The organism is Mycolicibacterium sp. Y3, assembly GCF_051188035.1.
Lineage (GTDB): Bacteria > Actinomycetota > Actinomycetes > Mycobacteriales > Mycobacteriaceae > Mycobacterium > Mycobacterium fluoranthenivorans.
This window is the reverse complement of record NZ_JAVQLT010000001.1, coordinates 4,327,548-4,354,148: the sequence shown is the minus strand read 5'-3', so window position 1 is coordinate 4,354,148 and position 26,601 is coordinate 4,327,548. Positions and strand designations below refer to the sequence as shown.

At 66.4% G+C, this 26,601-nt stretch carries 27 protein-coding genes; 21 read left to right on the top strand and 6 right to left on the bottom strand.

Annotation, left to right across the window (positions count from 1 at the left end):
- The first annotated feature begins 49 nt into the window (after nt 1–49).
- Nucleotides 50–655 (top strand): type II toxin-antitoxin system Rv0910 family toxin, encoded by a 606-nt coding sequence (locus tag QN239_RS21280; RefSeq protein WP_499013246.1) that lies wholly within the window; start codon nt 50–52, stop codon nt 653–655.
- 21 nt (nt 656–676) lie between these two features.
- Here QN239_RS21280 and mntR read toward each other — a convergent pair whose 3' ends face one another.
- A complete protein-coding gene (gene mntR / locus QN239_RS21275; RefSeq protein WP_499013243.1) occupies nt 677–1,378 on the bottom strand; it encodes a manganese-binding transcriptional regulator MntR in 702 nt (233 codons plus the stop codon).
- A gap of 91 nt (nt 1,379–1,469) precedes the next feature.
- Between mntR and QN239_RS21270 the strand changes: the two genes are divergently transcribed.
- The 6 genes from QN239_RS21270 (at nt 1,470) to bla (ending at nt 8,118) form a co-directional block, all read left to right on the top strand.
- Entirely contained in the window at nt 1,470–2,483 is a 1,014-nt protein-coding gene (locus QN239_RS21270) for a bifunctional riboflavin kinase/FAD synthetase (RefSeq protein ID WP_090356650.1), read from the top strand.
- A 96-nt stretch (nt 2,484–2,579) separates the two neighbouring features.
- The gene (rpsO, locus tag QN239_RS21265; RefSeq protein ID WP_090356648.1) at nt 2,580–2,849 is read left to right on the top strand and encodes a 30S ribosomal protein S15; all 270 of its coding nucleotides are present in this window, start codon (nt 2,580–2,582) and stop codon (nt 2,847–2,849) included.
- Nucleotides 2,846–3,343 carry an LppU family putative lipoprotein gene (gene lppU, locus QN239_RS21260; protein WP_499016903.1) on the top strand — a complete coding sequence of 166 codons (498 nt, stop codon included), beginning with the start codon at nt 2,846–2,848 and terminating at the stop codon, nt 3,341–3,343. Before rpsO ends, lppU begins: the two co-directional genes overlap by 4 nt.
- Before the next feature lie 273 nt (nt 3,344–3,616).
- Nucleotides 3,617–5,878, top strand: coding sequence for a polyribonucleotide nucleotidyltransferase (locus QN239_RS21255; RefSeq protein ID WP_499013239.1), 2,262 nt, complete (start codon nt 3,617–3,619; stop codon nt 5,876–5,878).
- Nucleotides 5,856–7,199, top strand: coding sequence for a M16 family metallopeptidase (locus tag QN239_RS21250; RefSeq protein WP_499013237.1), 1,344 nt, complete (start codon nt 5,856–5,858; stop codon nt 7,197–7,199). Before QN239_RS21255 ends, QN239_RS21250 begins: the two co-directional genes overlap by 23 nt.
- A gap of 16 nt (nt 7,200–7,215) precedes the next feature.
- The gene (gene bla, locus QN239_RS21245; RefSeq protein ID WP_499013235.1) at nt 7,216–8,118 is read left to right on the top strand and encodes a class A beta-lactamase; all 903 of its coding nucleotides are present in this window, start codon (nt 7,216–7,218) and stop codon (nt 8,116–8,118) included.
- A gap of 54 nt (nt 8,119–8,172) precedes the next feature.
- Here the strand turns inward: bla and ald are convergent, their stop codons facing one another.
- Nucleotides 8,173–9,288, bottom strand: coding sequence for an alanine dehydrogenase (gene ald, locus QN239_RS21240; protein ID WP_499013234.1), 1,116 nt, complete (start codon nt 9,286–9,288; stop codon nt 8,173–8,175).
- 107 nt (nt 9,289–9,395) lie between these two features.
- On the opposite strand from ald, the gene aldR reads away from it, so the two are divergent.
- Nucleotides 9,396–9,911: an HTH-type transcriptional regulator AldR gene (gene aldR, locus QN239_RS21235; RefSeq protein WP_499013231.1), complete on the top strand. Its 516-nt coding sequence runs from the start codon at nt 9,396–9,398 to the stop codon at nt 9,909–9,911.
- On the opposite strand, the gene hypB is transcribed toward aldR, so the two are convergent.
- Entirely contained in the window at nt 9,900–10,694 is a 795-nt protein-coding gene (gene hypB / locus QN239_RS21230; protein ID WP_499013228.1) for a hydrogenase nickel incorporation protein HypB, read from the bottom strand. The two genes, aldR and hypB, sit on opposite strands and share 12 nt — an antisense overlap.
- Complete coding sequence (locus tag QN239_RS21225) at nt 10,687–11,064, bottom strand: hydrogenase maturation nickel metallochaperone HypA (RefSeq protein WP_499013226.1); 378 nt, start codon at nt 11,062–11,064, stop codon at nt 10,687–10,689. Before QN239_RS21225 ends, hypB begins: the two co-directional genes overlap by 8 nt.
- 164 nt (nt 11,065–11,228) lie before the next feature.
- On the opposite strand from QN239_RS21225, the gene hypF reads away from it, so the two are divergent.
- From hypF to hypE, 4 genes are read left to right on the top strand one after another with little or no spacing between them, the layout of a single operon-like run.
- A complete protein-coding gene (gene hypF / locus QN239_RS21220) occupies nt 11,229–13,559 on the top strand; it encodes a carbamoyltransferase HypF (protein ID WP_499013224.1) in 2,331 nt (776 codons plus the stop codon).
- Nucleotides 13,532–13,819 (top strand): HypC/HybG/HupF family hydrogenase formation chaperone, encoded by a 288-nt coding sequence (locus QN239_RS21215; RefSeq protein ID WP_499013222.1) that lies wholly within the window; start codon nt 13,532–13,534, stop codon nt 13,817–13,819. Before hypF ends, QN239_RS21215 begins: the two co-directional genes overlap by 28 nt.
- Entirely contained in the window at nt 13,816–14,916 is a 1,101-nt protein-coding gene (gene hypD / locus QN239_RS21210; protein WP_499013220.1) for a hydrogenase formation protein HypD, read from the top strand. Before QN239_RS21215 ends, hypD begins: the two co-directional genes overlap by 4 nt.
- Nucleotides 14,909–15,976, top strand: coding sequence for a hydrogenase expression/formation protein HypE (gene hypE / locus QN239_RS21205; RefSeq protein ID WP_499013217.1), 1,068 nt, complete (start codon nt 14,909–14,911; stop codon nt 15,974–15,976). Before hypD ends, hypE begins: the two co-directional genes overlap by 8 nt.
- A 10-nt stretch (nt 15,977–15,986) precedes the next feature.
- On the opposite strand, the gene QN239_RS21200 is transcribed toward hypE, so the two are convergent.
- The gene (locus QN239_RS21200) at nt 15,987–17,048 is read right to left on the bottom strand and encodes an AraC family transcriptional regulator (protein WP_499013215.1); all 1,062 of its coding nucleotides are present in this window, start codon (nt 17,046–17,048) and stop codon (nt 15,987–15,989) included.
- 205 nt (nt 17,049–17,253) lie between these two features.
- Between QN239_RS21200 and QN239_RS21195 the strand changes: the two genes are divergently transcribed.
- The 9 genes from QN239_RS21195 (at nt 17,254) to QN239_RS21155 (ending at nt 25,698) form a co-directional block, all read left to right on the top strand.
- Complete coding sequence (locus tag QN239_RS21195; protein ID WP_499013214.1) at nt 17,254–17,781, top strand: DUF1641 domain-containing protein; 528 nt, start codon at nt 17,254–17,256, stop codon at nt 17,779–17,781.
- 53 nt (nt 17,782–17,834) lie between these two features.
- Nucleotides 17,835–18,800, top strand: coding sequence for an NADH-quinone oxidoreductase subunit B family protein (locus tag QN239_RS21190; RefSeq protein ID WP_167158670.1), 966 nt, complete (start codon nt 17,835–17,837; stop codon nt 18,798–18,800).
- A gap of 61 nt (nt 18,801–18,861) precedes the next feature.
- A complete protein-coding gene (locus tag QN239_RS21185; RefSeq protein WP_499013212.1) occupies nt 18,862–20,472 on the top strand; it encodes a nickel-dependent hydrogenase large subunit in 1,611 nt (536 codons plus the stop codon).
- Between the two features lie 65 nt (nt 20,473–20,537).
- Nucleotides 20,538–21,299, top strand: coding sequence for a hydrogenase maturation protease (locus tag QN239_RS21180; protein WP_499016902.1), 762 nt, complete (start codon nt 20,538–20,540; stop codon nt 21,297–21,299).
- 8 nt (nt 21,300–21,307) lie between these two features.
- The gene (locus tag QN239_RS21175) at nt 21,308–21,514 is read left to right on the top strand and encodes a hypothetical protein (RefSeq protein ID WP_499013210.1); all 207 of its coding nucleotides are present in this window, start codon (nt 21,308–21,310) and stop codon (nt 21,512–21,514) included.
- A 16-nt stretch (nt 21,515–21,530) separates the two neighbouring features.
- Nucleotides 21,531–22,784 carry a tetratricopeptide repeat protein gene (locus QN239_RS21170; protein ID WP_499013209.1) on the top strand — a complete coding sequence of 418 codons (1,254 nt, stop codon included), beginning with the start codon at nt 21,531–21,533 and terminating at the stop codon, nt 22,782–22,784.
- Nucleotides 22,781–23,686, top strand: a complete 906-nt coding sequence (locus QN239_RS21165; RefSeq protein ID WP_499013208.1) for a NifU family protein — start codon at nt 22,781–22,783, stop codon at nt 23,684–23,686. Before QN239_RS21170 ends, QN239_RS21165 begins: the two co-directional genes overlap by 4 nt.
- A gap of 9 nt (nt 23,687–23,695) precedes the next feature.
- On the top strand, nt 23,696–24,874 hold the full coding sequence (locus QN239_RS21160) for an NHL repeat-containing protein (protein ID WP_499013206.1): 1,179 nt from the start codon (nt 23,696–23,698) through the stop codon (nt 24,872–24,874).
- On the top strand, nt 24,871–25,698 hold the full coding sequence (locus tag QN239_RS21155) for a hypothetical protein (RefSeq protein WP_499013205.1): 828 nt from the start codon (nt 24,871–24,873) through the stop codon (nt 25,696–25,698). The genes QN239_RS21160 and QN239_RS21155 overlap by 4 nt, the downstream gene beginning before the upstream one ends.
- Here the strand turns inward: QN239_RS21155 and QN239_RS21150 are convergent.
- The gene (locus QN239_RS21150) at nt 25,695–26,597 is read right to left on the bottom strand and encodes an NAD-dependent epimerase/dehydratase family protein (protein ID WP_499013203.1); all 903 of its coding nucleotides are present in this window, start codon (nt 26,595–26,597) and stop codon (nt 25,695–25,697) included. The genes QN239_RS21155 and QN239_RS21150 overlap by 4 nt on opposite strands.
- Between the last annotated feature and the right edge of the window lie 4 nt (nt 26,598–26,601).

The following is a 26,601-nucleotide window of genomic DNA, read 5'->3' as shown; positions in this document are numbered from 1 at the left end:
AATTCACGGGAACCGCGGTCGTTCGGCTTGCGTTGTTACAGATATGACGATGCAGCTGCCCGCTCATCCCTCCGAGTGGTTCGGATACGCCGCAGACCACACCGACGGACGGCGCCTTGTGTCGCGACGAGACCGCGCACGGATCTTCCCGCACCGCGAACGTGAAGCGCCCGTCGGCTATATCGATGCTTCGCAACATCTGTCCGCTTCCCCTGCAGCGGTGTGGCAGGTACTCACGGACCCCCGCACCTGGGGGCAGTGGTTCACCGTCCACGACAGCTGGGTCACCCAGCCGCCCTCCAGCGTAGCCGCGGGTACCCGGCTCAGCGCCAAGCTGCGCATGCTGGGCGTCACCAACACCCTGGACTGGGTTGTCGAGTCGGTCGACGAGGGCACCCGAATCGAATTGGCCGCCACCGGCGCTGAAGGTCTGTCGGTGCGGTTGATGTTCCGCGTGTCGCCCGCGGGCTCGGGATCGTGGATCACCGCCAGCGGACAGTTCAGCGGCGCGTTGCTGAGTCCGGCGCTGCTGGAGGCCGTCGAGGCCGACGGCGTCTGCCGGCTGGTGGACAGCCTGGCCGGGCTGGATATGCGCGCCCGCGAAGTGCAGGCCCGCGAGGCGTCGGCACGCCCGCAGTTGCGCCTGGTGCGTTAGCCGGCCGGGTCACCGAAATCGCTAGGGAACAACCCAAATTGCCTGTGCCGCAGGGCTTCCCAGATCCACCGTAGCCTGACTGCCGTCCTCGGTGCCGTCGCCTTCGATACCCACCGAGATCATGCCGGCGAAGTCGCGCCGGGCCAGTACGCGTAACCGCGAGTCCAGGCTGATGCCCACACTGTCGAAGTAGCGCAGCATCTCCGGGTCGGCATCGGAGATTCGTGCCACGGTCCCCGTATCGCCGTCGTTGCATGCCGACAACTGGCGGGCCGGCGGCGTGGGCACCCTGCCGTCGGCGGCCGGGATCGGATCTCCGTGTGGATCACGAGTGGGGAAGCCCAGCTTCGCGTCGATGCGGTCCAGCATGCGGTCGGATACCGCGTGCTCGAGGATCTCGGCCTCGTCGTGCACCTCGTCCCAGCCGTAGCCGAGCTCGCGCACCAAGAACGTCTCCATCAATCGGTGTCGGCGCACCATCGCCAGCGCGGCACGCCGGCCGGCGTCGGTCAGTGTCACCGCGCCGTACTTCTCGTGATCGACGAGGCCCTGATCGGCGAGCTTGCGGATCGATTCGGACGCCGTGCTCGCCGACACACCGATCCGTTCGGCGAGCAGCTTGGTGCTCACCTTTTCCCTGGACCACTCCTGCGCGGTCCAGATGACTTTCAGGTAGTCCTGAGCAACCGTCGTCAGGTCGTGCGGGTTGCCGTTGGGACTCACGTGGACCTCACACCGAGAAAGTTTAGGCAATCATCACCTGATCCGGGGATCCGGAGCAGACGGCGAGGCGTGCGCGCCGTAGGCTTGCGTTGTGCAACGGTGGCGGGGCCGGGAAGACATCCCCACAGACTGGGGACGATGTGTCGTGACCATCGGGGTGTTCGACGGTGTTCACCGCGGACACGCCGAATTGATCAATCATGCGGTGAAATCCGGCCGCTCGCGCGGTGTGCCGACCGTGCTCATGACCTTCGACCCGCATCCGATGGAAGTGGTCTTTCCCGGTAGCCATCCGGCGCAGCTGACCACGTTGACCCGGCGCGCCGAACTGGTCGAGGAGACCGGAATCGACGTCTTCCTGGTGATGCCGTTCACCGCGGATTTCATGAAACTGACCCCGGAGCGCTACATCCACGAACTGCTCGTGGAAAGCCTGCATGCCGTCGAGGTGGTGGTGGGGGAGAACTTCACCTTCGGCAAGAAGGCGGCGGGCAATGTGAACCTGCTGCGCAAGGCGGGTGAGCGGTTCGGCTTCGCCGTCGAAGGGATGACCCTGGTGTCCGAAGTGGCCGAACCCGGTCTGGGTGAGCGCAGCGACGGGGTGTTGCTCCGGGACGAGACCGTGACGTTCTCGTCGACCTACATTCGGTCCTGCGTCGACGCCGGTGACGTGGTCGCCGCCGCCGAGGCGCTGGGCCGGCCGCACCGGGTGGAAGGTGTGGTGGTGCGCGGTGACGGGCGCGGCCGCGTGCTCGGCTTTCCGACCGCCAATGTCGCCCCACCCATGCATTCGGCCATCCCCGCCGACGGGGTCTACGCGGCGTGGTTCACCGTGCTCGGGCACGGCCCGGTGGTCGGCACCGTCACACCCGGACAGCGCTACCAGGCGGCGGTGTCGGTGGGCACCAACCCAACCTTCTCCGGGCGCACCCGCACGGTCGAGGCCTTCGTGCTGGACACCGAGGCAGACCTGTACGGCCAGCACGTCGCCGTCGATTTCGTGGCGCGCATCCGTGGCCAGGAGAAGTTCGACTCGGTCGACGACCTGGTGGTCGCCATGCAGGGCGATACCGCCAAGGCGCGCACGATTCTCGCTGCGCAGTGAGGTGCTGCTAGACTTCGCGGCGACCCAGCGCGTGCTGCAGTTCGCGGCGGCCGTGCCTCAGATAATCCTCGCGGACCTTTTTGATGGAGTTGTTTCGTGGCGCTCACTGCCGAACAGAAGAAGGAAATCCTCGGCCAGTACGGCCTGCATGACACCGACACCGGTTCGCCGGAGGCTCAGGTGGCCCTGCTGACCAAGCGGATCTCCGATCTGACCGAACACCTGAAGATGCACAAGCACGACCACCACTCGCGGCGGGGGCTGCTGCTGCTGGTGGGTCGTCGGCGCCGGTTGCTCAAGTACGTCGCACAGGTCGACGTCGAGCGCTACCGGTCGCTGATCGAGCGCCTCGGTCTGCGTCGCTGACGCGGCGGGCCGCGGCCGTGCTGGCCGCGTTCTGTTTTCTCGCGGGGGGACTCACCACCGGTTGTTCGTCGGCTGCGGCCGCGGATCTGGAGCCCGGGGACTGCCTGAAAGTGGGCGGTCCGCCGGACCGCCCGGAGGCCATCAAGGCGCAGTGCGGAAGCCCCGAGTCGAACTACAAGGTCATCGCCACCGTCGCCACCGGCGACGAGTGTCCGACCGATGCCGACTCGTACTACTCCATGCACAGCACCTTCGGTGATGGTGGCGGCACCACCTGCATGGATATCGACTGGGTGCCCGGCGGTTGCATGAGCATCGATCCGGAGCACGGCCGCGACCCCATCCGGGTGGATTGTGGTGATATCACCCAGCCGCATCGCCAGCGCGCCACGCAGATCCTGCAAGGGGTGGCCAACGTCGATCAGTGCGGGAGTGGCCTGGGCTACCCGTACGACCAGCGCAAGTTCACCGTGTGCGTCGAGGACGTCTCGTGACACTGCTTGCCAGTGGCAGTTTCGTCCCGGTGTAACATGGGGGTGTTTTAGGCCACTGGGCCCTGACACTTGGTGCGGTTCGCGTGTTTCCGCGCGCACCGTTCCTGTGCGTCACCGCACCGTTCGAGGTATCGGGCGGTCTTCGGTAGTGGCTGCCGGGAGTTCATCCCGGCCGCTTCGATCGACGGCCGTAGCCGTATCCGGGACGGGTCTCACGTTCGCTGACGCGCGAAACAGTTGAATACCCGATCAAGAGAGGCTGTACGGACACCTATGTCTGCAGTTGAAACCGACGAAGGCGTGTTTGAATCCACCGCCGTCATCGACAACGGGAGCTTCGGCACCCGCACCATCCGCTTCGAGACCGGCCGGCTGGCCCGTCAGGCCGCCGGCTCCGTCGTCGCCTACCTCGACGACGACACGATGCTGCTGAGCGCGACCACCGCCAGCAAGTCCCCGAAGGACCATTTCGACTTCTTCCCGCTGACCATCGACGTCGAAGAGCGGATGTACGCCGCGGGCCGCATCCCCGGGTCGTTCTTCCGTCGTGAGGGCCGCCCGTCGACCGACGCGATCCTGACCTGTCGCCTGATCGACCGCCCGCTGCGCCCGACGTTCGTGTCCGGCCTGCGCAACGAGATCCAGGTCGTCGTCACCATCCTGAGCCTGGATCCCAAGGATCTGTACGACGTGCTCGCCATCAATGCCGCCTCGGCGTCCACCCAGATCTCCGGCCTGCCGTTCGCCGGCCCGGTCGGCGGCGTCCGCGTGGCGTTGATCGACGGCCAGTGGGTCGCTTTCCCGACCGTCGAGCAGCTCGAGGGTGCGGTGTTCGACATGGTCGTCGCGGGCCGTAAGGCCGGCGACGATGTCGCGATCATGATGGTCGAGGCCGAGGCCACCGACCGGGTCATCGAGCTGGTCGCCGGTGGCGCGGGTGCGCCGACCGAGGCCGTGGTGGCCGAGGGCCTGGAGGCCGCCAAGCCGTTCATCGCCGCGCTGTGCACCGCGCAGGAGGAACTGCACGCGGCCGCCGGCAAGGAAACCGCGGAGTACCCGCTGTTCCCCGAATACCAGGAGGACGTCTACGGCCAGGTCGCCGCGGTGGCCACCGAGGCGCTGTCGCAGGCACTGACCATCGCCGGCAAGGCCGAGCGCGATGAGCGCACCGATGAGATCAAGGGTGAGGTGCTCGAGCGCCTGGCCGGCCAGTTCGAGGGCCGCGAGAAGGAGATCGGTGCCGCCTACCGATCGCTGACGAAGAAGCTTGTCCGCCAGCGCATCCTGACCGATCACTTCCGCATCGACGGTCGCGGTGTCACCGATATCCGCGCCCTGAGCGCCGAGGTCGCCATCATCCCGCGGGCGCACGGCAGCGCGTTGTTCGAGCGCGGCGAGACCCAGATCATGGGTGTGACCACACTCGATATGGTCAAGATGGCCCAGCAGATCGACTCGCTGGGACCGGAGACCTCCAAGCGCTACATGCACCACTACAACTTCCCGCCGTATTCGACCGGTGAGACCGGTCGCGTCGGTTCGCCCAAGCGCCGCGAGATCGGCCACGGCGCGCTGGCCGAGCGGGCCCTGATGCCCGTGCTGCCCTCGGTCGAGGAGTTCCCCTACGCCATCCGCCAGGTGTCAGAAGCCTTGGGCTCCAACGGTTCCACCTCGATGGGCTCGGTGTGTGCCTCGACCATGTCGCTGCTCAACGCCGGTGTGCCGCTGAAAGCGCCGGTAGCAGGCATTGCTATGGGTCTGGTCTCTGACGACGTGGAGAATGAGGCCGGGGAGTCCGAACGTCGTTACGTCACCCTCACCGATATCCTCGGCGCCGAAGATGCGTTCGGCGACATGGACTTCAAGTGCGCAGGCACCAAGGACTTCGTCACCGCGCTGCAGCTCGACACCAAGCTCGACGGCATCCCGTCCAAGGTGCTGGCCGGTGCGCTGGCCCAGGCCAAGGACGCGCGCCTGACCATCCTCGACGTGATGGCCGAGGCCATCGACGAGCCCGATGAGATGAGCCCGTACGCACCGCGGATCACCACGATCAAGGTGCCGGTCGACAAGATCGGCGAGGTCATCGGGCCCAAGGGCAAGATGATCAACTCGATCACCGAGCAGACGGGTGCGTCGATCTCCATCGAGGACGACGGCACCGTGTTCGTCGGCGCCTCCAACGGCGAGGCGGCCCAGGCCGCGATCGACATGATCAACGCGATCGCCAACCCGCAGCTGCCCAAGACCGGCGAGCGCTTCCTCGGCACGGTCGTCAAGACCACCGATTTCGGTGCGTTCGTGTCGCTGCTGCCGGGTCGCGACGGGCTGGTGCACATCAGCAAGCTGGGCCGCGGCAAGCGCATCGCCAAAGTCGAGGATGTCGTCAAGGTCGGTGACAAGCTCCGGGTGGAGATCGCCGATATCGACAACCGCGGCAAGATCTCGCTGGTGCTGGTCGCCGAAGAGGGCGAGGCCACCGGAGATGATTCGGCGGAGCCCGCAGTCACAGATGCCGCGACCGCTGACGCCTAAACCCGCATTACGCCGCGGAACTCGCGGCGAAGACACCTCCGAGGCAGTGCGGGTCACCGCACTGCCCGGAGGGTTGCGGGTGGTCACCGAGTACATCCCGTCGGTGCATTCCGCGTCGGTGGGGGTGTGGGTCAACGTCGGATCGCGTGACGAAGGCCCGTCGGTGGCCGGCGCCGCGCATTTCCTCGAACATCTGTTGTTCAAGTCGACACCCACGCGCTCGGCGGTCCATATCGCCCAGTCGATGGACGCGGTGGGCGGCGAGCTCAACGCGTTCACCGCGCGCGAGCACACCTGCTACTACGCGCACGTGCTGGACGCCGATCTGGAACTCGCCGTCGACCTGGTTGCCGACGTCGTGCTGCGCGGCCGTTGTGCCGCCGAGGATGTCGAAGTCGAACGCGATGTCGTGCTCGAAGAGATCGCCATGCGCGACGACGACCCCGAGGACACCCTCGGTGACGTGTTCCTGACCGCGATGTTCGGTGATCACCCCGTCGGGCGCCCGGTGATCGGCAGCGCGGAGTCCATCGAGGCGATGACCCGCGCGCAGCTGCACTCGTTCCATGTGCGCCGCTACACCCCGGAGCGCATGGTGCTCGCGGTGGCCGGCAATGTCGACCACAAGCGGGTCGTCGCCCTGGCGCGCGAGTATTTCGGCCCGCATCTGGTCCGTGGGCGCACCGCGCTCCCGCCCCGCAAGGGTGCCGGGCGGGTGCCCGGACGGCCGGGTCTGCTGGTGGTCAACCGCGACGGTGAACAGAGCCACGTGCTTGCCGGTGTGCGTACCCCCGGCCGGTACTGGGAACACCGCTGGGCGATGTCGGTACTCAACACCGCACTCGGTGGTGGTCTGAGTTCCCGTCTGTTCCAGCAGATCCGGGAGTCCCGGGGACTGGCCTACTCGGTGTATTCGACCATCGACATGTTCTCCGACGCCGGTGCGCTGTCGGTGTACGCGGCCTGCCTGCCGGAGCGCTTCGATGAGGTGGTGCGGCTGGCCACCGATGTGCTCGACGAGGTGGCCCGCGACGGTCTCACCGAAGCCGAGTGCCGGATCGCCAAGGGCTCGTTGCGTGGTGGCCTGGTGCTGGGCCTGGAGGACTCGGGGTCGCGGATGCACCGGATGGGCCGCAGCGAGCTCAACTACGGCGCACACCGCACCATCGCCCAGACCCTGGAACAGATCGATGCCGTCACCCTCGACGAGGTGAACGCGGTGGCACGCAAACTGCTGAGCAAACCGCTCGGCGCCGCGGTCTTGGGGCCTTACAAATCGAAACGCTCACTACCGCAACGTCTTCGTCATATCGCGGGCTGATGGGTACAGTCGGAACATGCGGTTGTCCCGGCGAACTGTCCTGATCGGCGGCTTCACCTTCGCGGTGGCCGCGTGCAGTGCCGAACGCGTGCACGCCGACCCCGCCGAACCGCTGCCGCCGCTCGACCAGCAGATCGGTGCGTTGGAGCGCAGGCACAATGCCGTGGTCGGTCTGTCGGCTGTGAACCTGAATTCCGCGGGGGCGGTGGCGCATCGGGCCGACCAGATGTTCGCGATGTGCTCGACCTTCAAGGCCTATGCCGCGGGTCGGGTGCTTGAGCAGGTCGGCAGCGGCGAATTGGCGCTGGAGGCAACGGAGTTCGTCGACCCGAGCGCGGTGGTCGCGAACTCGCCGGTGACCGGACCCAGGGCGGGCAGCCAGATGACGCTGGCCGAGTTGTGTCAGGCGGCGTTGCAGCGCAGCGACAATACGGCCGCCAACCTGTTGCTGAGGCGCCTCGGCGGCCCGCCCGCGATCACGGCGTTCGCCCGCAGCATCGGCGACGACCGCACCCGGCTGGACCGTTGGGAGACGGAGCTGAATTCGGCGATCCCGGGCGACCCCCGTGATACCAGCACGCCGGCGGCCCTGGCCGGCGGGTATCGCGCACTGCTGACCGGGGATGTGCTGGCTCCACCGCAACGGCTGCTGCTGGAGCAGTGGATGCGGGCCAATCAGACATCCAGCATGCGGGCCGGTCTGCCGGCGGGCTGGGCGACGGCGGACAAGACGGGCAGCGGCGACTACGGCAGCACCAACGACGTCGGTATCGCGTTCGGACCCGAGGGGCAGCGCGTGCTGTTGGCGATCATGACGCGCTCAGCGGTCGACGATCCCAAGGCCGACGCCCTGCGGCCGCTGATCGGTGAGCTCGCCACCCTGGTGTTGCCCTACCTGCTGGATCCGAATCACCCGTGACATACACATCGCCCGGCCGGAGAATTCCAGCCGGGCGACGGTGGGGGTGAGGTATCAGATCAGGACGGTCGACGGGTCGGTGAACGGCAGGTCGAGGTCGTTGGCGACGTGCTCGTTGAGCAGCGCGCCCTCGTGCGTCGAGAGTCCCTTGGCCAGTGCGGCATCCGCGGCGCACGCGGCCTGCCAACCCTTGTCGGCGAGCTTGAGCACGTACGGCATGGTGGCGTTGGTCAGCGCGTAGGTCGACGTCCGCGGCACCGCACCCGGCATGTTGGCCACGCAGTAGAACACCGTGTCGTGCACCGCGAAGGTCGGGTCGTCGTGGGTGGTGGGCCGGGAATCCTCGAAGCAGCCACCCTGGTCGATCGCGATGTCGACCAGGACCGCACCGGACTTCATCTGGGCGACAGTCGAGTTGGTGACCAGCTTGGGCGCCTTCGCGCCGGGCACCAGGACCGCGCCGATCACCAGATCGGCCTGCTTGACCGCATCTTCGAGATCGAGGCTCGAGGAGTAGCGGGTCTCGATGGCGCCGCCGTACTCGGCATCGATCTTGCGCAGGGTGTTGACGTTGAGGTCGAACACGGTGACGTGCGCGCCCATACCCCAGGCGACGGCGGCCGCGTTGTCACCGGCCATACCGCCGCCGATGACGACGACCTTGGCGGGGGCGACACCGGGGACGCCGCCCATCAGGACACCGCGGCCGCCCTGGGTGCGCATCAGGTGGTAGGCGCCGACCTGGGCGGACAGCCGGCCCGCGACCTCGCTCATGGGGGCCAGCAGGGGCAGCGCGTTGTCGGCAGTCTGCACGGTCTCGTACGCGATCGAGGTGGTACCCGAGGCCAGCAGGGCATCGGTGCACGGCCTGGACGCGGCCAGGTGCAGGTAGGTGAACAGGGTCTGGCCCTTGCGCAGGCGCGAGTATTCCGCCTCGATGGGCTCCTTGACCTTCAGCAGCAGGTCGGCCTCGGCCCACACCTCATCGGCGGTGGCGACGATCTGGGCGCCGACGGCCTTGTAGTCGCTGTCGGACAGTGCCGAACCCTCACCCGCGCCGGCCTGGATGAGGACCTCGTGGCCACGGCGGGTCAGTTCGGCCACGCCGGCCGGGGTGATGGCGACGCGGAACTCGTTGTTCTTGATCTCAGTCGGGATGCCGACGCGCATTTCATGCTCCTGTGTGAACCGGTAGATACGGTGGATGCTGCGTCCAATTGTGAAGAACCTTCGACCCAACAGCAATCACTATGATGTTAATTCGCTAAGATGCCGTCATGCGTGAACAATCGACGTCACCGCGAGCGCGTCTGGCGCCCGCGCCGAAGGATGTTCGGCCGGCGGAGCTCGATGATATCGACCGGCGCATGCTGCTGGCCCTGCACGCCGACGCCCGCATCTCCAACAGCGCGCTGGCCGATATCGTCGGCATCGCCCCGTCGACCTGTCACGGCCGCTTACGCCGCCTGCAGGACATCGGGGTGATCCGCGGGTTCTATACCGATATCGATCCGGCGGCAGTGGGGTTGACGATGCAGGCCATGATCTCGGTGAGCCTGCAGTCCAACGCGCGTGGGCGAATCCGGGACTTCATCGCCAACATCCGCAAGCGCCCTCAGGTGATGGACGTGTACTTCCTCGCCGGTGGGGACGATTTCATCCTGCACGTGGCCGCGCGTGACACCGATGACCTGCGCGCGTTCGTGGTGGAGAACCTCAATGCCGATGCCGATGTGGCCGGTACGCAGACCTCGTTGATCTTCGAGCATCTGCGGGGCGCGTCACCGCTGTAGGTGGACCGGGGGCGCGAGGGTGGGTTCGGCGGCGTGGCAGGCGAATTCGCGCAGCCAGTCGAACCACGCCGACATGCCCGCCCCGGTGCGCGCGCTCAGCGGAAGCACCAATGCGTGCGGGTTCACCTGATGCACGTGGTCGACGTAGGTCGCGACATCGGCATCCAGATGCGGTTCGAGGTCGATCTTGTTGAGCAGTACCACGTCCACCGAGCGGAACATGACCGGGTACTTCAGCGGCTTGTCCTCACCTTCGGTGAGCGAGTACACCATCACCTTGGCATGCTCGCCGACGTCGAATTCGGCCGGGCAGACCAGGTTTCCGACATTCTCGACGATCACGAGGTCGAGGGCGGCCAGATCGAGTCCGGCCAACGCCCGGTTCACCATGGGCGCATCCAGATGGCATTCGCCGCCAAAACCGTTGCTGGTGTTCAGAAGTGACACCTGTGCTCCGCGGCCTGCAAGTTTGGCGGCGTCGAGGTCGGTGGCGATATCGCCCTCGATCACACCGACTGAGATATCGCCGCGGAGCTCGTCGAGCGTGGCGGCGAGCACCGTGGTCTTGCCCGAGCCCGGTGAACTCATCAGGTTGAGCGCGCGGACGCCGTTGGTCTCGAAGGCGGCCCGATTGATGTCGGCCCGCACATCGTTCTCGGCGAAGATCGACTCCAGCACGTCGATACGCTGCGACCCGGTGTCGTACCCGCTGTGGTCACCGTGGTCGTGGCCGGCCTCGTGGCTGTGCACCGTGCCGTCGTCGTGACGGTGGAATCTACCCATTTTGAACACCTTCCGTTGATCTGACCGCAGGCAGATCGCCGATCTCGATCGATGTGACCAGAAACTCGTGGCCGTGCACGACGTCGACGTCGGCGCTGCCGCACTGCGGGCATGCGACAGAGAACCGTGATTCGATCTGCGAACCCGCCCCACACGCTCGGCACGACACCTCGGCGACCACCAGATCCAGTTCGAGCTCGGCCTCGGCCAGGTCCTCGAAGTCGCGCAGCAGCGTCCAGCAGAACGCCAGCGCATCGGGTACGACTTGGCGGAGGGCACCGACTTGAACCCGCACGACGCTCACGCGCCGCCCGGCGGCGTGGGAGTTCACGACACCGGCTATTGCTTGGCACAGCGACAGCTCATGCACAGCGAGGCGCTATCGGTCTGGGTTCGTCGTTGATACTGCGCACTTTAATCCTCATGCGGATGGACCGATAGCCGAACCGGCATCAGGAAACGGGTCTAGCCTTGGGAGGCCGGTGCGCGCCGACAGCCCAATGGCGCGATCGGCGTGCTCTGTTCGGGAGGCCCATGAAGCGTGTTCTACCGTCGCCTGGCACGACGGTGCGGACGAGGGTCGACATCACCGGCGTAGTCCAAGGTGTCGGGTTCCGTCCCGCTGTGGCGCGGATCGCCGACGCGCGCGGTGTGACCGGATTCGTGTACAACGACTCCGGCTCGGTGCACTGCGAATTCGAGGGTGTCGACGTCGACGTCGACGGCGCCGTGGAGGATATCCGCCGCGCGCCGCCACCGATGGCGCGCATCGACAGCTTCGTGCTGACAGTCCTCGCGCCGACCGGTGCCGGTGACTTCCGCATCATCGACAGCACTCCGACGGGGTCGGGCCGCACCCTCGTGCCCCCCGATATCGCCAGCTGCGCCGATTGTCTGCGCGAGATGCGCGACCCCACCGACCGGCGCTACCGGCACCCCTTCATCACCTGCACCAACTGCGGCCCGCGCTACACCGTCATCACCGACCTGCCCTACGACCGGCCCGCCACCACGATGGCGCAGTTCGCGATGTGCGCCCAGTGTGCCGCTGAGTACCGAGATCCCAGGGATCGCCGATTCCATGCTCAGACCATCGCATGTCCCGACTGCGGCCCGGTATTGCAGTGGTCGGGGCCGGGTGGCGATGCGGACCCCATCGGCGCGGCCGCCGCGATGATCGAGACCGGCGGGATCGTCGCGGTGAAGGGGATCGGCGGCTACCACCTGGCGTGCCGGGCCGACTCGACTACGGCCATCGCCGAGCTGCGACGGCGAAAATCGCGGCCGGCCAAGCCGTTCGCGGTGATGGCACCCGATCTCCAAGCCGCCCGTGGCATCGCGGAGATCTCCGATGCCTCGGCGCGGCTGTTGTCGTCCGCTGCGGCGCCGATCGTGCTGGTGCCCCGATCCGGTGCCGGCGTCTGTTCGCTGGTGGCGCCCGGCCTGCGCGATATCGGGGTGATGCTGGCCTACTCGCCGATCCATCACCTGCTCTTCGAGCGATTGGGCACGACCGCACTGGTGATGACCTCTGCCAACGCGGGTGGGTCACCGATCGTCTTCCGGGACGGCGACCTGAGTTGGATCGCGGGGCTTGCCGACGCCGTGCTGTCCCACGACCGGCCCATCCACGTTGCGTGTGAGGACTCGGTGCTGACCGTCGACGATCGGGGCGCCACGCTGCCCTTGCGCCGGTCCCGGGGATACGCGCCATTGCCGGTGTCCGTTCCGGTTGCCGACGGACCCGTCCTCCTGGCGACGGGCGGTGATCTCAAGACGACCTTCTGTCTGCTGGGGTCCGACGGACATGCGCACCTGTCATCTCACCTGGGGGATATGGCGGACCCGCGCACGCAGTCCTGCTTCTCCGCGACGCTCGAGCATCTGGCGCGCATGACGGACCGGCGCTACGGGCGCATCGTCTGCGATATGCACCCCGGATATGCGACCACTCGCTGGGCGCAACGCCGGGGTGGACCCATCAGCTATGTGCAGCATCATCATGCCCACGCGATGTCGCTGCTGGCCGAGCACGCCCGCCTCGGCAGCCCGTTGCTTGCGGTCACCTACGACGGAACCGGCTACGGCCCCGACGGCACCATCTGGGGCGGTGAAGTTCTGTTGCTCTCGGGTGCATGCGGATTCACCCGGGTGGGACATCTGGCACCCTTCGCGTTGCCCGGCGGTGACGGTGCCGTACACCAGCCCGCCCGGATCGCACTCGACCTCCTGCACCGGGCGGGTGTCCGGTGGGATACGGACCTGCCTCCGGTCTCGGCCGTGGGCGAGACCGGCCGACACGTACTGGCCCAGCAGATTCCGCGCGGGATCGGGTGCGTCGCGACGACCAGTATGGGGCGGCTGTTCGACGGCGTGGCCAGCCTGCTGGGCGTCTGCCAGCAGGTCACCTACGAAGGCCAGGCCGCCATCGAGCTGGAGCAATTGGCGCGCGCGGGCGGGCCGGGAGCGCGGGCCGTGGATTTCGAGATCGGCGACGGTGTCATGGACCCGACGCCGGCGATCATCGGATTGGTCGACGGTTTACGTGCGGGTGCGGCTGTGCCGGAGCTGGCGTGGGCGTTCCATCAGGCCGTGATCAGGGCCACCGTCGGAGTGGCCGCTGAGAGTGCGCTGGCCGCCGCGATCCCCACCATCGGGCTGACGGGTGGGGTCTTCGCCAATCGTCTTTTGCTCGAAGGCATTCGAAACGATCTGGCCGATCGTGGCTTCGAAGTGCTCACCCACAGTGTCGTGCCGTGTAATGACGGCGGCCTGGCCCTGGGCCAGGCCGCCGTCGCGGCCGCAGACAGGCGATCCTCGACAGAAGGAAGTGGCATATGTGCCTCGGAATCCCCGGCAAGATAGTCGACATCTGGGAGGAGTCGGGTACCAGGATGGCCACGGTGGATTTCGGTGGTACCACCAAGAAGGTCTGCCTCGCTTACCTGCCCGACCTGCAGATCGGGGAGTACACCATCGTGCACGCCGGATTCGCCCTGAACCGGCTCGATGAGGAATCCGCCAACAACACCCTGAACATGTTCGCCGAACTCGGCATCCTCGAAGAAGAACTCGCGGGTGTCCAGCCGTCGGCGCACACCGGAGAACGTCGGGAGCCGGCGTGAAGTACCTCGATGAATTCCGTGACCCCGTTGCGGCCCGGGCGCTCGTCGACCACATCAAGCGGCGAGCCAGCCGTACCTGGACGATCATGGAAGTCTGCGGTGGACAGACTCATTCGATCATCCGTAACGGTATCGACCAACTACTGGGCGACGCCGTCGAGTTCATCCACGGCCCGGGTTGCCCGGTGTGCGTGACGCCGCTGGAATTGATCGACAGGGCCCTCGAGATCGCCGGGCGCGAGAACGTCATCTTCTGCTCATTCGGCGATATGTTGCGCGTACCGGGCAGTCACGAGGACCTGTTCAGCGTGCGTGCCCGCGGCGGGGATGTGCGGATCGTGTACTCGCCGTTGGACGCCACGCAGATCGCGGCGGAGAACCCGGATAAGGATGTGGTGTTCTTCGGGGTGGGCTTCGAGACCACCGCCCCGGCCAACGCCATGTCGGTGGTGCATGCCCAACGGCTGGGCCTGAAGAACTTCTCTCTGCTGGTATCGCATGTGCTGGTGCCGCCGGCGATGACGGCCATCTTGTCCTCGCCGACCAATCGGGTCCAGGGTTTCCTCGGCGCGGGCCACGTGTGCACCGTGATGGGCACCTCCGAGTACGGGCCGCTCGTTGCGAAGTTCGGCATCCCCATCGTGGTGTCGGGTTTCGAGCCGCTCGACCTGCTCGAAGGAGTCCGCCAGCTCGTCGAACTGCTCGAAGACGGTAAGGCCGAACTGCGTAACGCCTACCCCCGGGCGGTCACCGCGGCCGGGAATCTGGTGGCCCAGCAGACGTTGAACGACGTCTTTGTGGTCACCGACCGATCGTGGCGGGGTATCGGCATGATCGAAAAATCGGGCTGGACGCTGTCACCGCGCTACGCGGAGTTCGACGCCGAGAAGAAGTTCGGGGTCGGCCACCTACAGGTCGCAGAATCCGCCGAATGCCACAGTGGTGAGGTGTTGCAGGGCCTCCTGAAACCCAATGAGTGCCCGGCTTTCGGGAAATCCTGCACTCCTCGCACGCCGCTGGGCGCGACGATGGTGTCCAGTGAAGGGGCGTGCGCGGCGTACTACCAGTTCCGCAGGCTGGATCTTGCCCATGTCTGAGGTGACCGCGATCGATCCGGCGGACTGGGTGTGCCCACTTCCCCTGCGGGAGACCAAACGCATCGTGATGGGCCACGGTGGCGGCGGCATTTTGTCCGAGGAGCTGATCGAGAACCTCTTCCTGCGCGCGTTCGGCGCCCGGGGACCGTCGCGCGATTCGGCGGTGCTGACCGTGCCCGCCGGCCGGATCGCGGTCTCCACGGACTCATATGTGGTGCAGCCGTTGTTCTTTCCCGGAGGCAACATCGGCGACCTGGCCGTCAACGGAACCATCAACGACCTCGCCATGAGCGGTGCCCAGCCGCTGGGTCTGACGGCCGGCTTCATCCTCGAAGAGGGTCTCGAACTCGAAGTGCTCGGCCGGATCGCCCAGTCGATGGGCAAGGCGGCCGACCATGCCGGGGTCGGGATCGTCACGGGCGACACCAAGGTGGTCGGCAAGGGCAGCGCGGACCAGCTCTTCGTGAACACGGCCGGAGTGGGGGTGATCCCGGCCGGGGTGGACATCGGACCCGAGCGGGCATGCGTCGGTGACGACATCATTGTTTCCGGCGCCGTCGGTGAGCACGGCGTGGCGATCATGAGTGTGCGCGCGGGTATTGATTTCGGCACCGTCGTCACCACTGACAGCGCACCGCTGCACCGGTTGGTCGCCGCAATGCTGGCCGCGGATGCGCCCACCGGCGGTATCCATGCCCTGCGGGATCCGACCCGCGGCGGCCTGGTGGCCGCGGTGGTCGAGATCGCCAAGGCGGCGGGGGTCGGGATCGCGCTCGACGAAGCAGCGATCCCGGTGCCGGAGGCGGTGGCGTCGGCATGCGGATTCTTGGGCCTGGATCCGCTTCAGGTGGCCAATGAGGGCAAGTTGGTGGCGTTCGTGGACCCGGCGGTCACCGAGGCAGTGTTGGCGGCGATGAGAGCCCGGCCGGACGGGGTCGGCGCCGCTGTCATCGGCCGGGTCGTCGCCGAACATCCGGGCATGGCGGTTGGGCGCACGTCGTTCGGCACCACCCGGGTCATCGAACGTGAACTGGGCGAACAACTACCGCGCATCTGCTGACCCGACGCAGTCAGCGTCGCAGGGTTTGCGATGGTGACTCGCCCCAGCGCTTGCGGTACTCGACACCGAAACTGCCGAGGTGGTGAAACCCCCATCGTTCGGCGACCGATGTCACCGTGATGCCGTCGGCCGGTGTGGCATCCATGAGTTCCTCATGGACCCGCTCCAGGCGTCGCTCTCGCAGATAGGTCATCGGCGTCATACCGAGCTGCTCGTGGAAACCCTGTTGGACTGCCCGCACACTCATGTGCACGGCTTCGGCGACCGAATTCATCGTGACGTGCTCGGCGAGATGGTCGTCCAGGTACTCGACAGCTGCCTGAACCACCGCTTTGCGTTTGGCCGTGCGCCCCGGTGACGTGAATTCGGTGTGGTAGTTCGACGGTTGCAGGTGCAGCAGACTGCTCATCACCAGATCCTCGACGGCGCCGATACCCTGCCCACGCCCGACCAGCGAACCAGGGTGGAACACCTCGGTGTGAATAAGCTGTACGGCAGCATGCCAACGCATCGCGGCCTCGCTGGTGAGGTCGAATTGGGGTTCAAAAGCCAGGGGCTGTGCAAGGCTGCGTCCGATGATCCGGGTCAGGTAGGCCGTCATCGCCGGCTCCTCGATCCGGATGACCAGCTGTGGGGAGTCCAGATCGAGGCGCATGGTCAGCGGGTCGCCTGGGCTGCATACCGCCGAGCAGATGCTGTTCGCCTCGAAGGTGTTGCCGCGGTGGCTGACCAGTGCGCTGCCGTTCATCGGCATGTGCACGGCGACATAGTTGCCCAGTCTCGGGATGTCGATCGTGGCGGGCACGTGCAGGTCGAAGTACAGCATGCTGACATTGCGCAGGCGTACCCCGTGCATGCCTGCGGCGAATCCGTCGGTGTGCTCGTCGGCAACGTGCAGTGCCAACGGCGACAACGCCTGGCCCAGCAACGTGGTGGCCTCGTGGATGTTCTCGGTGTAGAAGATCTCGTTGCCGGTCAAGGCGGGAGGCACGCCGCGCGACCGGACTTTTCGCCGAACCGGGTCTTCGGTGTGGCGGACGTCGATGAATCCGAGGCGCTTCAGGCGTGACATCGTGGCCACCCGGCAGGCGTTGACTGCATAAGCAGAGGCTCACCTAAACGATCGACGGCTTCACGCAAGTGTGCACCAATCCCGCTGCGCACCAGCGTATTGAAGTGTGCGCAATCCTGACAATAACTGCGCGATAGCGATAGGCGCAGCCCGTTCGGAGAGCTAGCTTGTGAACGAGGCCATATCTTCAGGCACGGAGGCACACATGACAGCGAACGGCCAGGTTCTGTACGTGTCGCCCGCCGATCAAGTCCGCGCCAAGCTGGACGATCCCCGGGTGGCCGCAGCGCTCAACGATCTCCTCGAACACGCCGATCTCCTGGCAATTCTGGTGTCCGGCCTCGACGGACTGGTGCGCCGCAGCGATGAGATCAGCGATTCCGTGACTTCGGCGATCGGTGAGTTCAAGGGTGAGGTGAACACGCCGCTGAAATCGGTGGACCTGGCGGGCTTGGCGGGTACTTTCGCGACGCTCTCGGGAAAGGTGATCGAGGCGACGCCCGCGCTGAATTCTCTTCTCGGGTCAAGCCTGGTCGATCCGCGGGCGGCCGAGGTGCTCGGGCAACTCGGTGCGGCACTTGTCGAGGCGAAGTCTGCCACCGCGCGCAATCCCCAGGGCCCGAAGGGATTCTTCGGAATCCTCAAATCGGCCAAGGACCCCGATGCGGTCCGCGGCCTCGGCTTCCTGCTGCAGGTGGCCAAGGCATTCGGCAGACAACTGGCCACCAGATGACACCCGCATGACCAGACCCCGGTGCGCCGGGGGCCATCAGGAGAGGAGTGTGCATGGCTTCGGTGCTGTGGTTTCAAGGAGGTGCGTGCAGTGGTAACACCATGTCGTTCCTCAACGCCGACGAGCCCAATGTCGTCGACCTGATCGTGGATTTCGGGCTCGATCTGCTCTGGCATCCATCGCTGGGTCTTGAATTGGGTAAGAACGCGCAGAAGGTCTTCAACGACTGCGCGAGCGGCGAACGCCCACTTGACATCTTCGTCTTCGAGGGCAGCGTCATCGAAGCGCATGGCGGACGGATGGACATGTTCGCCGACCGGCCGATGAAGGACTGGGTCACCGACCTCGCCGGCGCTGCACAGATCGTCGTCGCGATCGGTGACTGCGCCTGCTGGGGTGGTATACCCGCGATGGAGCCCAACCCGTCACAGTCCACCGGACTGCAATTCCACAAGCGCGGCAAGGGCGGCTTTCTCGGCCCGGACTTCAAGTCGAAGATGGGTTTGCCCGTCATCAACATTCCCGGTTGTCCGGCCCATCCGGACTGGATCACCCAGATCCTTGTCGCCTTGGCCACCGGCCGTGCCGGCGACCTGACGCTGGACGAACTGCACCGGCCCGAGACGTTCTTCAAGACCTTCACCCAAACCGGTTGCACCCGTGTGCAATTCTTCGAGTACAAGCAGTCGACGATGTCGTTCGGCGAAGGAACCCGCACCGGGTGCCTGTTCTACGAGTTCGGCTGCCGCGGGCCGATGACTCATTCGCCGTGCAACCGGATCCTGTGGAACCGCCAGTCCTCCAAGACGCGGGCCGGGATGCCGTGCCTGGGCTGCACCGAGCCGGAGTTCCCGCACTTCGATCTGGCGCCGGGCACCGTGTTCAAGACGCAGAAGGTCAGCGGGGTCATTCCCAAGGAGGTGCCCGAGGGCACCGATCACCTGACGTACATGGCGCACGCCGCGGCGGCCCGCATCGCCGCACCGCAGTGGTCCAAGGAAGACATGTTCGTGGTCTAGCGGCGGCGCAAGGCCGCGCAGTCCATCACCACCGGAGTTCATGGAAGGACCACAGCAAAAAATGACCGCACTCGACCTCTACGTCAGCCCACTCGGGAGAGTCGAGGGTGACCTCGACGTCCGGGTCACCGTCGAAGACGGCGTCGTCACCTCCGCCTGGACCGAAGCCGCGATGTTCCGTGGCTTCGAGATCATCCTGCGCGGCAAGGACCCTCAGGCCGGGCTCGTTGTCTGCCCGCGCATCTGCGGGATCTGCGGTGGCAGCCATCTGTACAAATCGGCGTATGCACTCGACACGGCGTGGAAGACGCACATGCCGAACAATGCGACCCTGGTGCGCAATATCTGTCAGGCCGCCGAGACGCTGCAGTCGATCCCGCGGTACTTCTATGCGCTGTTCGCGATCGACCTGACCAACAAGAACTATGCGAAATCGCCGCTGTACGCCGAGGCGGTGCGGCGCTTCGCCCCCTACGTGGGGACGAGCTATCAACCGGGCGTTGTGCTTTCGGGTAAGCCGGTCGAGGTTTACGCGATATTCGGTGGGCAGTGGCCGCATTCGAGCTTCATGGTGCCCGGTGGCGTGATGTGCGCGCCGACACTATCGGACGTGACCCGCTCGATCGCGATCCTCGAACACTGGAAAGACGCGTGGCTCGAAGGACAGTGGCTGGGCTGCAGCGTCGACCGCTGGCTGGAGATCAAGACCTGGGAGGACATGCTCGCCTGGGTCGACGAGAACGAGTCCCAGCACAACAGCGACTGCGGGTTCTTCATCCGGTACTGCCTCGACGTCGGCCTCGACAAGTACGGGCAAGGAGTGGGCAACTACCTCGCCACGGGGACCTACTTCGATCCGGTGCGCTATGAGAACCCGACGATCGAGGGGCGCAATGACGCCCTCATCGGCCGTTCCGGCATCTATGCAGGAGGTGACTGGCACCAATTCGATCAGGCCAAGGTCCGGGAGGATGTGACGCATTCCTTCTACGAGGGCAGTCGGCCCTTGCATCCGTTCGAGGGAGAGACCATCCCGATCGATCCCGAGGCAGGCCGAGGTCTTGGCAAGTACAGCTGGGCCAAGTCGCCGCGCTACGACATCGGCGGCGGACTTGGCAACATCCCGTTGGAGGCGGGCCCACTGGCCCGTCGGATGGCCGCGGGCGGTCCGAATGCGCTGCCGCACCAGGACAACGACCCGCTGTTCCCCAACCTGTACAACTCGATCGGCCCTAGCGTGTTCGTCCGCCAGATGGCGCGCATGCATGAAGCACCCAAGTACTACAAGTGGGCTCGTCAGTGGCTCGACGATATCGATCTGAAGGAGAGTTTCTACACCAAGCCCACCGAGTACGCCGAGGGTAAAGGCTTCGGCGCCACCGAGGCGGCTCGGGGAGCGCTGGCGGACTGGATCGTCATCGAGGACTCCAAGATCAAGAACTATCAGGTGGTGACTCCGACAGCGTGGAATATCGGCCCTCGAGACGGTGCAGATGTCCTTGGCCCGATCGAGCAGGCGTTGGTCGGTTCACCGATCGTGGATGTCGAAGACCCGGTTGAACTCGGGCACGTGGCCCGCAGTTTCGACTCGTGTCTGGTGTGTACCGTGCACGCCTACGACGGTAAGACGGGCAAAGAGATGTCGAAGTTCGTGATCAACGGGATGGTGTGATCCTGACGGCGAATGAACCGGACACCGGGGTCATCGATCTCGAGCCGCCGGGCTGCGAGGTGCTCGTGGTCGGCTGTGGCAACCTGTTGCGCGGTGACGATGGCGTGGGCCCCGTGCTGGTGCGCCATCTCTGGGAATTCGGCGTGCCCGACGGCGCACAGATGGTCGATGGCGGAACCGCCGGCATGGATACCGCATTCCGGATGCGGGGCGCGCAGCGGGTTGTCATCGTCGATGCCGCGGCCACCGGAGCGAAGCCCGGCACGGTGTATCGGGTGCCTGGCGAGGAGTTCGCCGAACTGCCGCCGCTGCAAGGGTTGCACACCCATTCGTTCCGGTGGGATCATGCCATCGCCTTTGCCCGCTGGGCGTTGGGAGATGCGTGCCCGGCCGATATCACGGTGTTCCTCATCGAGGTGGCCGGCGTCGAGTACGGGGCCGACCTGTCCGAGCCGGTGCGGGCCGGGATGCAGACCGTCATGGACATCATCGAGCGGGAGTTCCTTTCCGCGCTGCGGCCGGCGACGGCCGCCGAGGTGACCGTCGAGTTCACCGAGGACGGGTATATCCGGCTCGATGCGGCACTGGCCGCGAGTAGGTTCGCCTCCGACGCGGTCGCGGCCGTCGTGCGCGATGACGACTTCTGGCTGATTCCGTTGCGCGGCCCGCGCAGCGGCGGCCTGCTGCTCAAGCAGCGCAACCCGGCGGGGGACCGCAGTGCACTCATTCACGAAGTGCTCCACGGTCGCATTCCGATCGGCACTCGCTGTGCCTTCTGGGATGACGAGCGCGGCGCGCTGCGGGTTCCCCTCGAACCGGCCACGTGATGGTGGTCATGAGTTCCGCTGAGGAGGCGCACGCCGTCTACACCCTGGTGGTCGAGGAGCGCGGGCAGTTCGCCGTCGACATCGCGGTGGTATTCGCCGACGGCGTGGTACGCAAGCGCATCAACACCTACCGCACCCGCCGGCGGGCCGAACTGGCGGCCGGGCTGATCAAGCGTGCCGCCGAGCGTGACCTCAACGAGCCCAGAAGAGGGTGATATCGATGGGAGGGCCGTGACCGATACTGCGATCGCCGAGACTTCGGCGAAGCTCGCCGTCCGTCCACAACCGCTCGGTGCGTTCGGCCTTCCCCTGGGCTATCTGTTGATCCCCGCCGGTGCGGACACCGAACCGGCCCGCGAGGCGCTGCTGGCGGGTTGTGTGCCCGAGGATTGGCCGTCCCGTCTCGCCGCGCACCGGCACGCGTTGGCCGGCGACCGCGACGCTGCCTTGGCCGCGCTGGACGGAACCGATCCGGTGACCCGGTACAACCGTTTCGTGCTCGACCCAGACCTCGAGGACGTCGACAGCCTGCGGTCGGTGCTCGGCGAGTTCGCACCACTTGTCGACGTGGTCTCGTTCGCGCTGGGCCGTGTCGACGAACCGCCCGACGTCGGTGCCGCTGATGGCGAGTTGGCCGCCGTCGTTCTCGCGGCCCGCGCCAGCCACCTGTTGACAGACGATCCGCCGGCGGCCATCGCCACCCTCGACTCGGCCATCGAGATCGCGCGCAGCGTCTCCCGGCCGCTGACAGGGATCCTGCTTGGTGCGTCGGCTTCGGTCTGCATGACAACCGATGACCCGGGCGAGGCGCATGAGCGCATGGAGAAGGCCCTGCGGCTGCTCGACGATGCTGACGGCCTGCGCGTCGAACGCGCCGAGTTGCATCTCACCGCCGCGGGTCTGCTGCACGAGCAGGCCCAGGAGAATCCGGGCCTGATCGCGCAGGCCGTGCCGCACTACCACGCGGCTCTGCAACTGGTACGGCGCGAGGACGCACCGTTGCTGTGGGCGTCGGCACATGCCAATCTTGCGACCGCCTACCTCACCATGCCGATGGTCGAGGCTTCCAGCCGGCTGCGACTCGGTGTGGCATCGCAGTCGCTGCGGTCGGCGCTGACGGTGTACACCCGCGAGGAATATCCGGAGCAGTGGGCGAGTGTCCAACTCAACCTTGCCAATTCGTTGGTCTACTCACCGTCGAAGCATCAGGCCGACAACCTCGTCGAGGCTGTGGAGCTCTACGAGGCGGTCCTCGAGGCCAGGGACCGCCATACCGACCCACTCGGCAGGGCGCGGGTCCTGGCCAACCAGGGCAATGTGCTCGCTCATCTCGGTGCGTTCACGGAGGCCAAAGCCAAGTTGTACGAGGCGCGGTCGCTGTTCGAGGAGTTGGGTGACGGGGAATCGGTGCGTGCGGTGCGCGGTGTCCTCGACGAGGTGGCCCGCCAGATCACGCTGAATCGAACCGAGGTACCGCCCAGATGACCACCGTGGCCGAACAATCCACTGCAGGCGGTGTCGACGAGCCGGAATTCGAGAAGCTCGCCAAGCGTGTGGACGATGCGATGCGTGCGCTGGCGGGGCTGGACCCGATGGCGCGGGCCATCGCCGAGGAGGTCAAGGCGTCCGTCGAGGCGATTCACCGGGCCGGACTGGTCAGCATCGTACGCAGGCTCAAGGCCGACGAGGCGACTCGTGCGGCATTGTTCGAACTGGTCGACGACCCGGTGGTGCACCTGCTGCTGTCGATTCATGAGATTGTCCGGCCCGATCCGATGACGCTGGCCAATCGTGTGCTGGCGCAGGTGCGGCCGCAGTTGCAAAGTCATGGCGGCGATGTCGCCTTGGTGCGCATCGAGGACGGCACCGCGTTCGTCCGGCTCGAGGGCGCGTGCAATGGCTGCTCGATGTCGTCGGTGACGCTGCGCACCCTGGTCGAGGGTGCGCTCACCGAAGGCGTCCCCGGCGTGCACGTGGTCGAAGTGCTGCCTAACGAACCGTCGCCGACCCTGATATCGGTGGAGTCGTTGACCATCGGGCTGAAACCGGCCAACGAAGGTTGGGTGCGGGTAGGCCCAGTCGCCGATGTGACCGACGGGAACATCACCGCGATGAGCCTGACGGCCGACTCCGGTGCCTACGCAGAGGTCGTGATCGTCAACGTCGGAAACAGAATCACCGCGTACCGAAATGAATGTGCCCATGAGGCACTGCCTTTGGACAATGCGGTGCTTGATGTCAGCAACGGGACACTCACCTGTCCCTGGCACGGTTTCTGTTACGACGCGACATCGGGTGAGTGCCTGACCGCACCGGGTGCCCAGTTGGAGCAGCTGCCGCTACGGGTCGACGACGCCGACGTCTGGGTTCGAGTCGGGCGGGGATGAGCTGACAACATGAGCCGCTACACCGTCCGCATGAATGTCAGCGGACGACCCGACCGGCGCGATATTGCCCCCGAGGTTGATCTGCGTGGCGGCTGGTCACCAGAGGTGTGGCTGGGCGCGCCCGCCCCCGGTGGCCTGGCGCTGCCGTCGGCGACCCCGACGATGGCCTGGATGTACTCGCCTCGGGGAGTTTTCCTCGGCGAGAACCTGGTCGTGGTAGCAGATTCCGGCAACCATCGGGTGCTGATCTGGCACGGCATACCCACCGATGATGAGCAACCTGCCGATGTGGTGCTCGGTCAGCCCGACGGTACGACCGAGGGCCGGGCGGCCAACGGGCGTGGGCCCGAACGCGGGATGAATCTACCGACCGGGGTGCTGGTGCACCGGGGGCGGTTGATCGTCGCGGACGCCTGGCACCACCGCATCCTGGTGTGGGATGAGGTTCCCATGCTCAGCGATAAGGCCCCGGATCACGTTCTCGGGCAGCCTGATTCGTCCAGCGTTGCCCCGAATCGTGCCGGTGAGTGTTCGGCGTCGACATTCTACTGGCCGTTCGGCATCGCCATCGTCGGTACCCGCTTCTGGGTTGCGGATACCGGTAACCGGCGGGTGCTCGGCTGGCATGGGGGCATCCCCGATCCTGGATGTCCGGCCGATATTGTGCTCGGGCAGCCTGACGGCACCCACCGCGAGGAGAACCGCGGTGGCGCGGCGGGCCCGGCCAGTTTCCGCTGGCCGCACGACATCGCCGGCGACGATGACCAGATGCTGGTCGCCGATGCCGGCGACCATCGGATACTCGGCTGGTCCCCACATCCCGAGGCCGATCGCCCGGCGGATATCGTCGTCGGCCAGCCGGACTTCACCAGCGCGGTCGAATGGCCGTACGGACCGCACACCGGCGACCGGTTCCGGTTCCCCTATGCGATCGGCCTGGACGGCGGGCGCCTGGCGATCGCCGACACGGCGAACAACCGGATTCTGTTGTGGGATGACGTGCCAACCGACGGCCGTGCGGCGGATCACGTTCTGGCGCAACCGGACTTCGCGTCCAACGGCGAGAACCGGTGGACGTCAGTACAACCGGACACGTTGTGCTGGCCGTATGGGATCTCGTTGCGGGGCGACCGGTTGGCGGTCGCGGACTCAGGCAACAATCGCGTGATGATCTGGCGCCGCTCGTGAGGCCCCGGATCGTCCAGGACGACGGTCAGTTGGGCTTCTTCTGGGTGACGGCGCGCGGCGCGCCGATATCGCTGCCAGCCCTGGTCGCCGCTGATGACGAGCCGGACCGGCTGGTTGCCACGCACCTCGAGGCGATCGATGACGCGCTGATCATCGCCGCCGGGCGATTCGGTGAGATACTCGGCGGCGGCCGGCGCCCGACCCGCGACGAACGCGATGACCTGCGTAGCCTGCATCGCGCCCTCGATCGGCTGTGCCACGAGTATGCGACTGCACTGCAGGCGACTGTGTGCACCGCCGATCTTCGGGCGGGCAAGATCATCGGCACCGCGGCGCTGTTCTCCATCCTGGCCCGCGAGCCGCTCGGACTGCTCGGGCCCGCACCGTTCGACGGCGAGCTCGACGATCCGGCGGTCGGTGTCGTCGGCGGGTTCGGTGAGTTGGTGCAGGTCGACCCGGACCGGCCGTGGCTGGGAGCTCGTTGGGTTGTGAGAACTGAAGCAGGACAACGCTATCCGTTGACATTATCGATGCTCTTGTTCGACAGCTCGGGGGTGAACAAGGAAGCGTCGCGCAAGGAACACCTGGAAGCGCTGCGGACCGTGGTCAGCGCGGCCACGGCCGCCGGTGCCGAACCGATGACAGTCACCTGTGCGCTGGACTGGCTGCTGTACGACTGGCTGATGGCGCACCGCGACGGCCCGGACAGTGCCGAGATTGTGTTCCCCAAGGGTTACGAGTCGGATGCGGTCCTCATCGTCGCGGCGGCGGCGGCCTCGGCCGCGGCCAGGGCGACATTCGATCCCGGGTTGCTCGGCCTCTAGTTCCCGACCAGCTCGGGGTGGAACTTCGCGACCATTCGGCGGATACCGTCACGCCAGTCCACCGCCGTGCCGCCGACGAGTTCGTGCATCCGCGTCGTGTCGGTCGGACCGCCACGCAAGGCCTGCTCGCTCTCTTCGAACACCGGCTCGCTGCCGACGAGTTCGCCGATGTAGGTGCACCATTCCTGCAGGCTGACCGTCTGATCACCGCACCAGTTGACCGTGGTCGCGGGTACCGACGCCGCGGCGAGCATCTTCGGTAGCGTCGCGATGATGTCGTCCTCGTGAATGGGGTTGTAGCGCGCGGGACCGCCGGGCGGGACGGGGATCGGCATCCCGGCGCGCATCATCTCCATCTGATAGAACGGCCAGCCGCCGTTGTCGCCATAGGGCACGTTGAGTCGGGCGATCACCGTCGGCACACCGAGCGCGCGGGCCATCGTGCGGGCGACCACCTCGCCGGCGATCTTGGAGATCGAGTACGTCGGAAGCAGTGACTTGTGATTGTCGCCGAGTGCTGCCGACTCGGTGCGCGGCTCGTCATCGGGCGGGTCGTACACCGTGGCCGACGAACAGTGCAGGAACGCCTTCGCGTCGGCGCAGTGCGCCATCAGCAGACCCACCGATTCGGCATTGGCCCCCAGGTCCTTGTCCCAGCGTCCGCTCTTGGCGACCGCGAGGTTGAGGACGTAGTCGAAATCGGACGGGATGCCGCTGAAGTCGCCCGCGGCGAGGTTGACCTTCTCGCAGCGAATCCCCGCGCTTTCCAGACTCTCTCGGGCCGCGGTGTCGGTGAATCGGGCGATACCCCACACCTCGTTCTCGGCTGCCAGCGATAACGCCAGGGGTGCCGCGACCTGTCCGGTCGGACCTGTGATGAGGATCTTCGAGCCGCGCATGGCC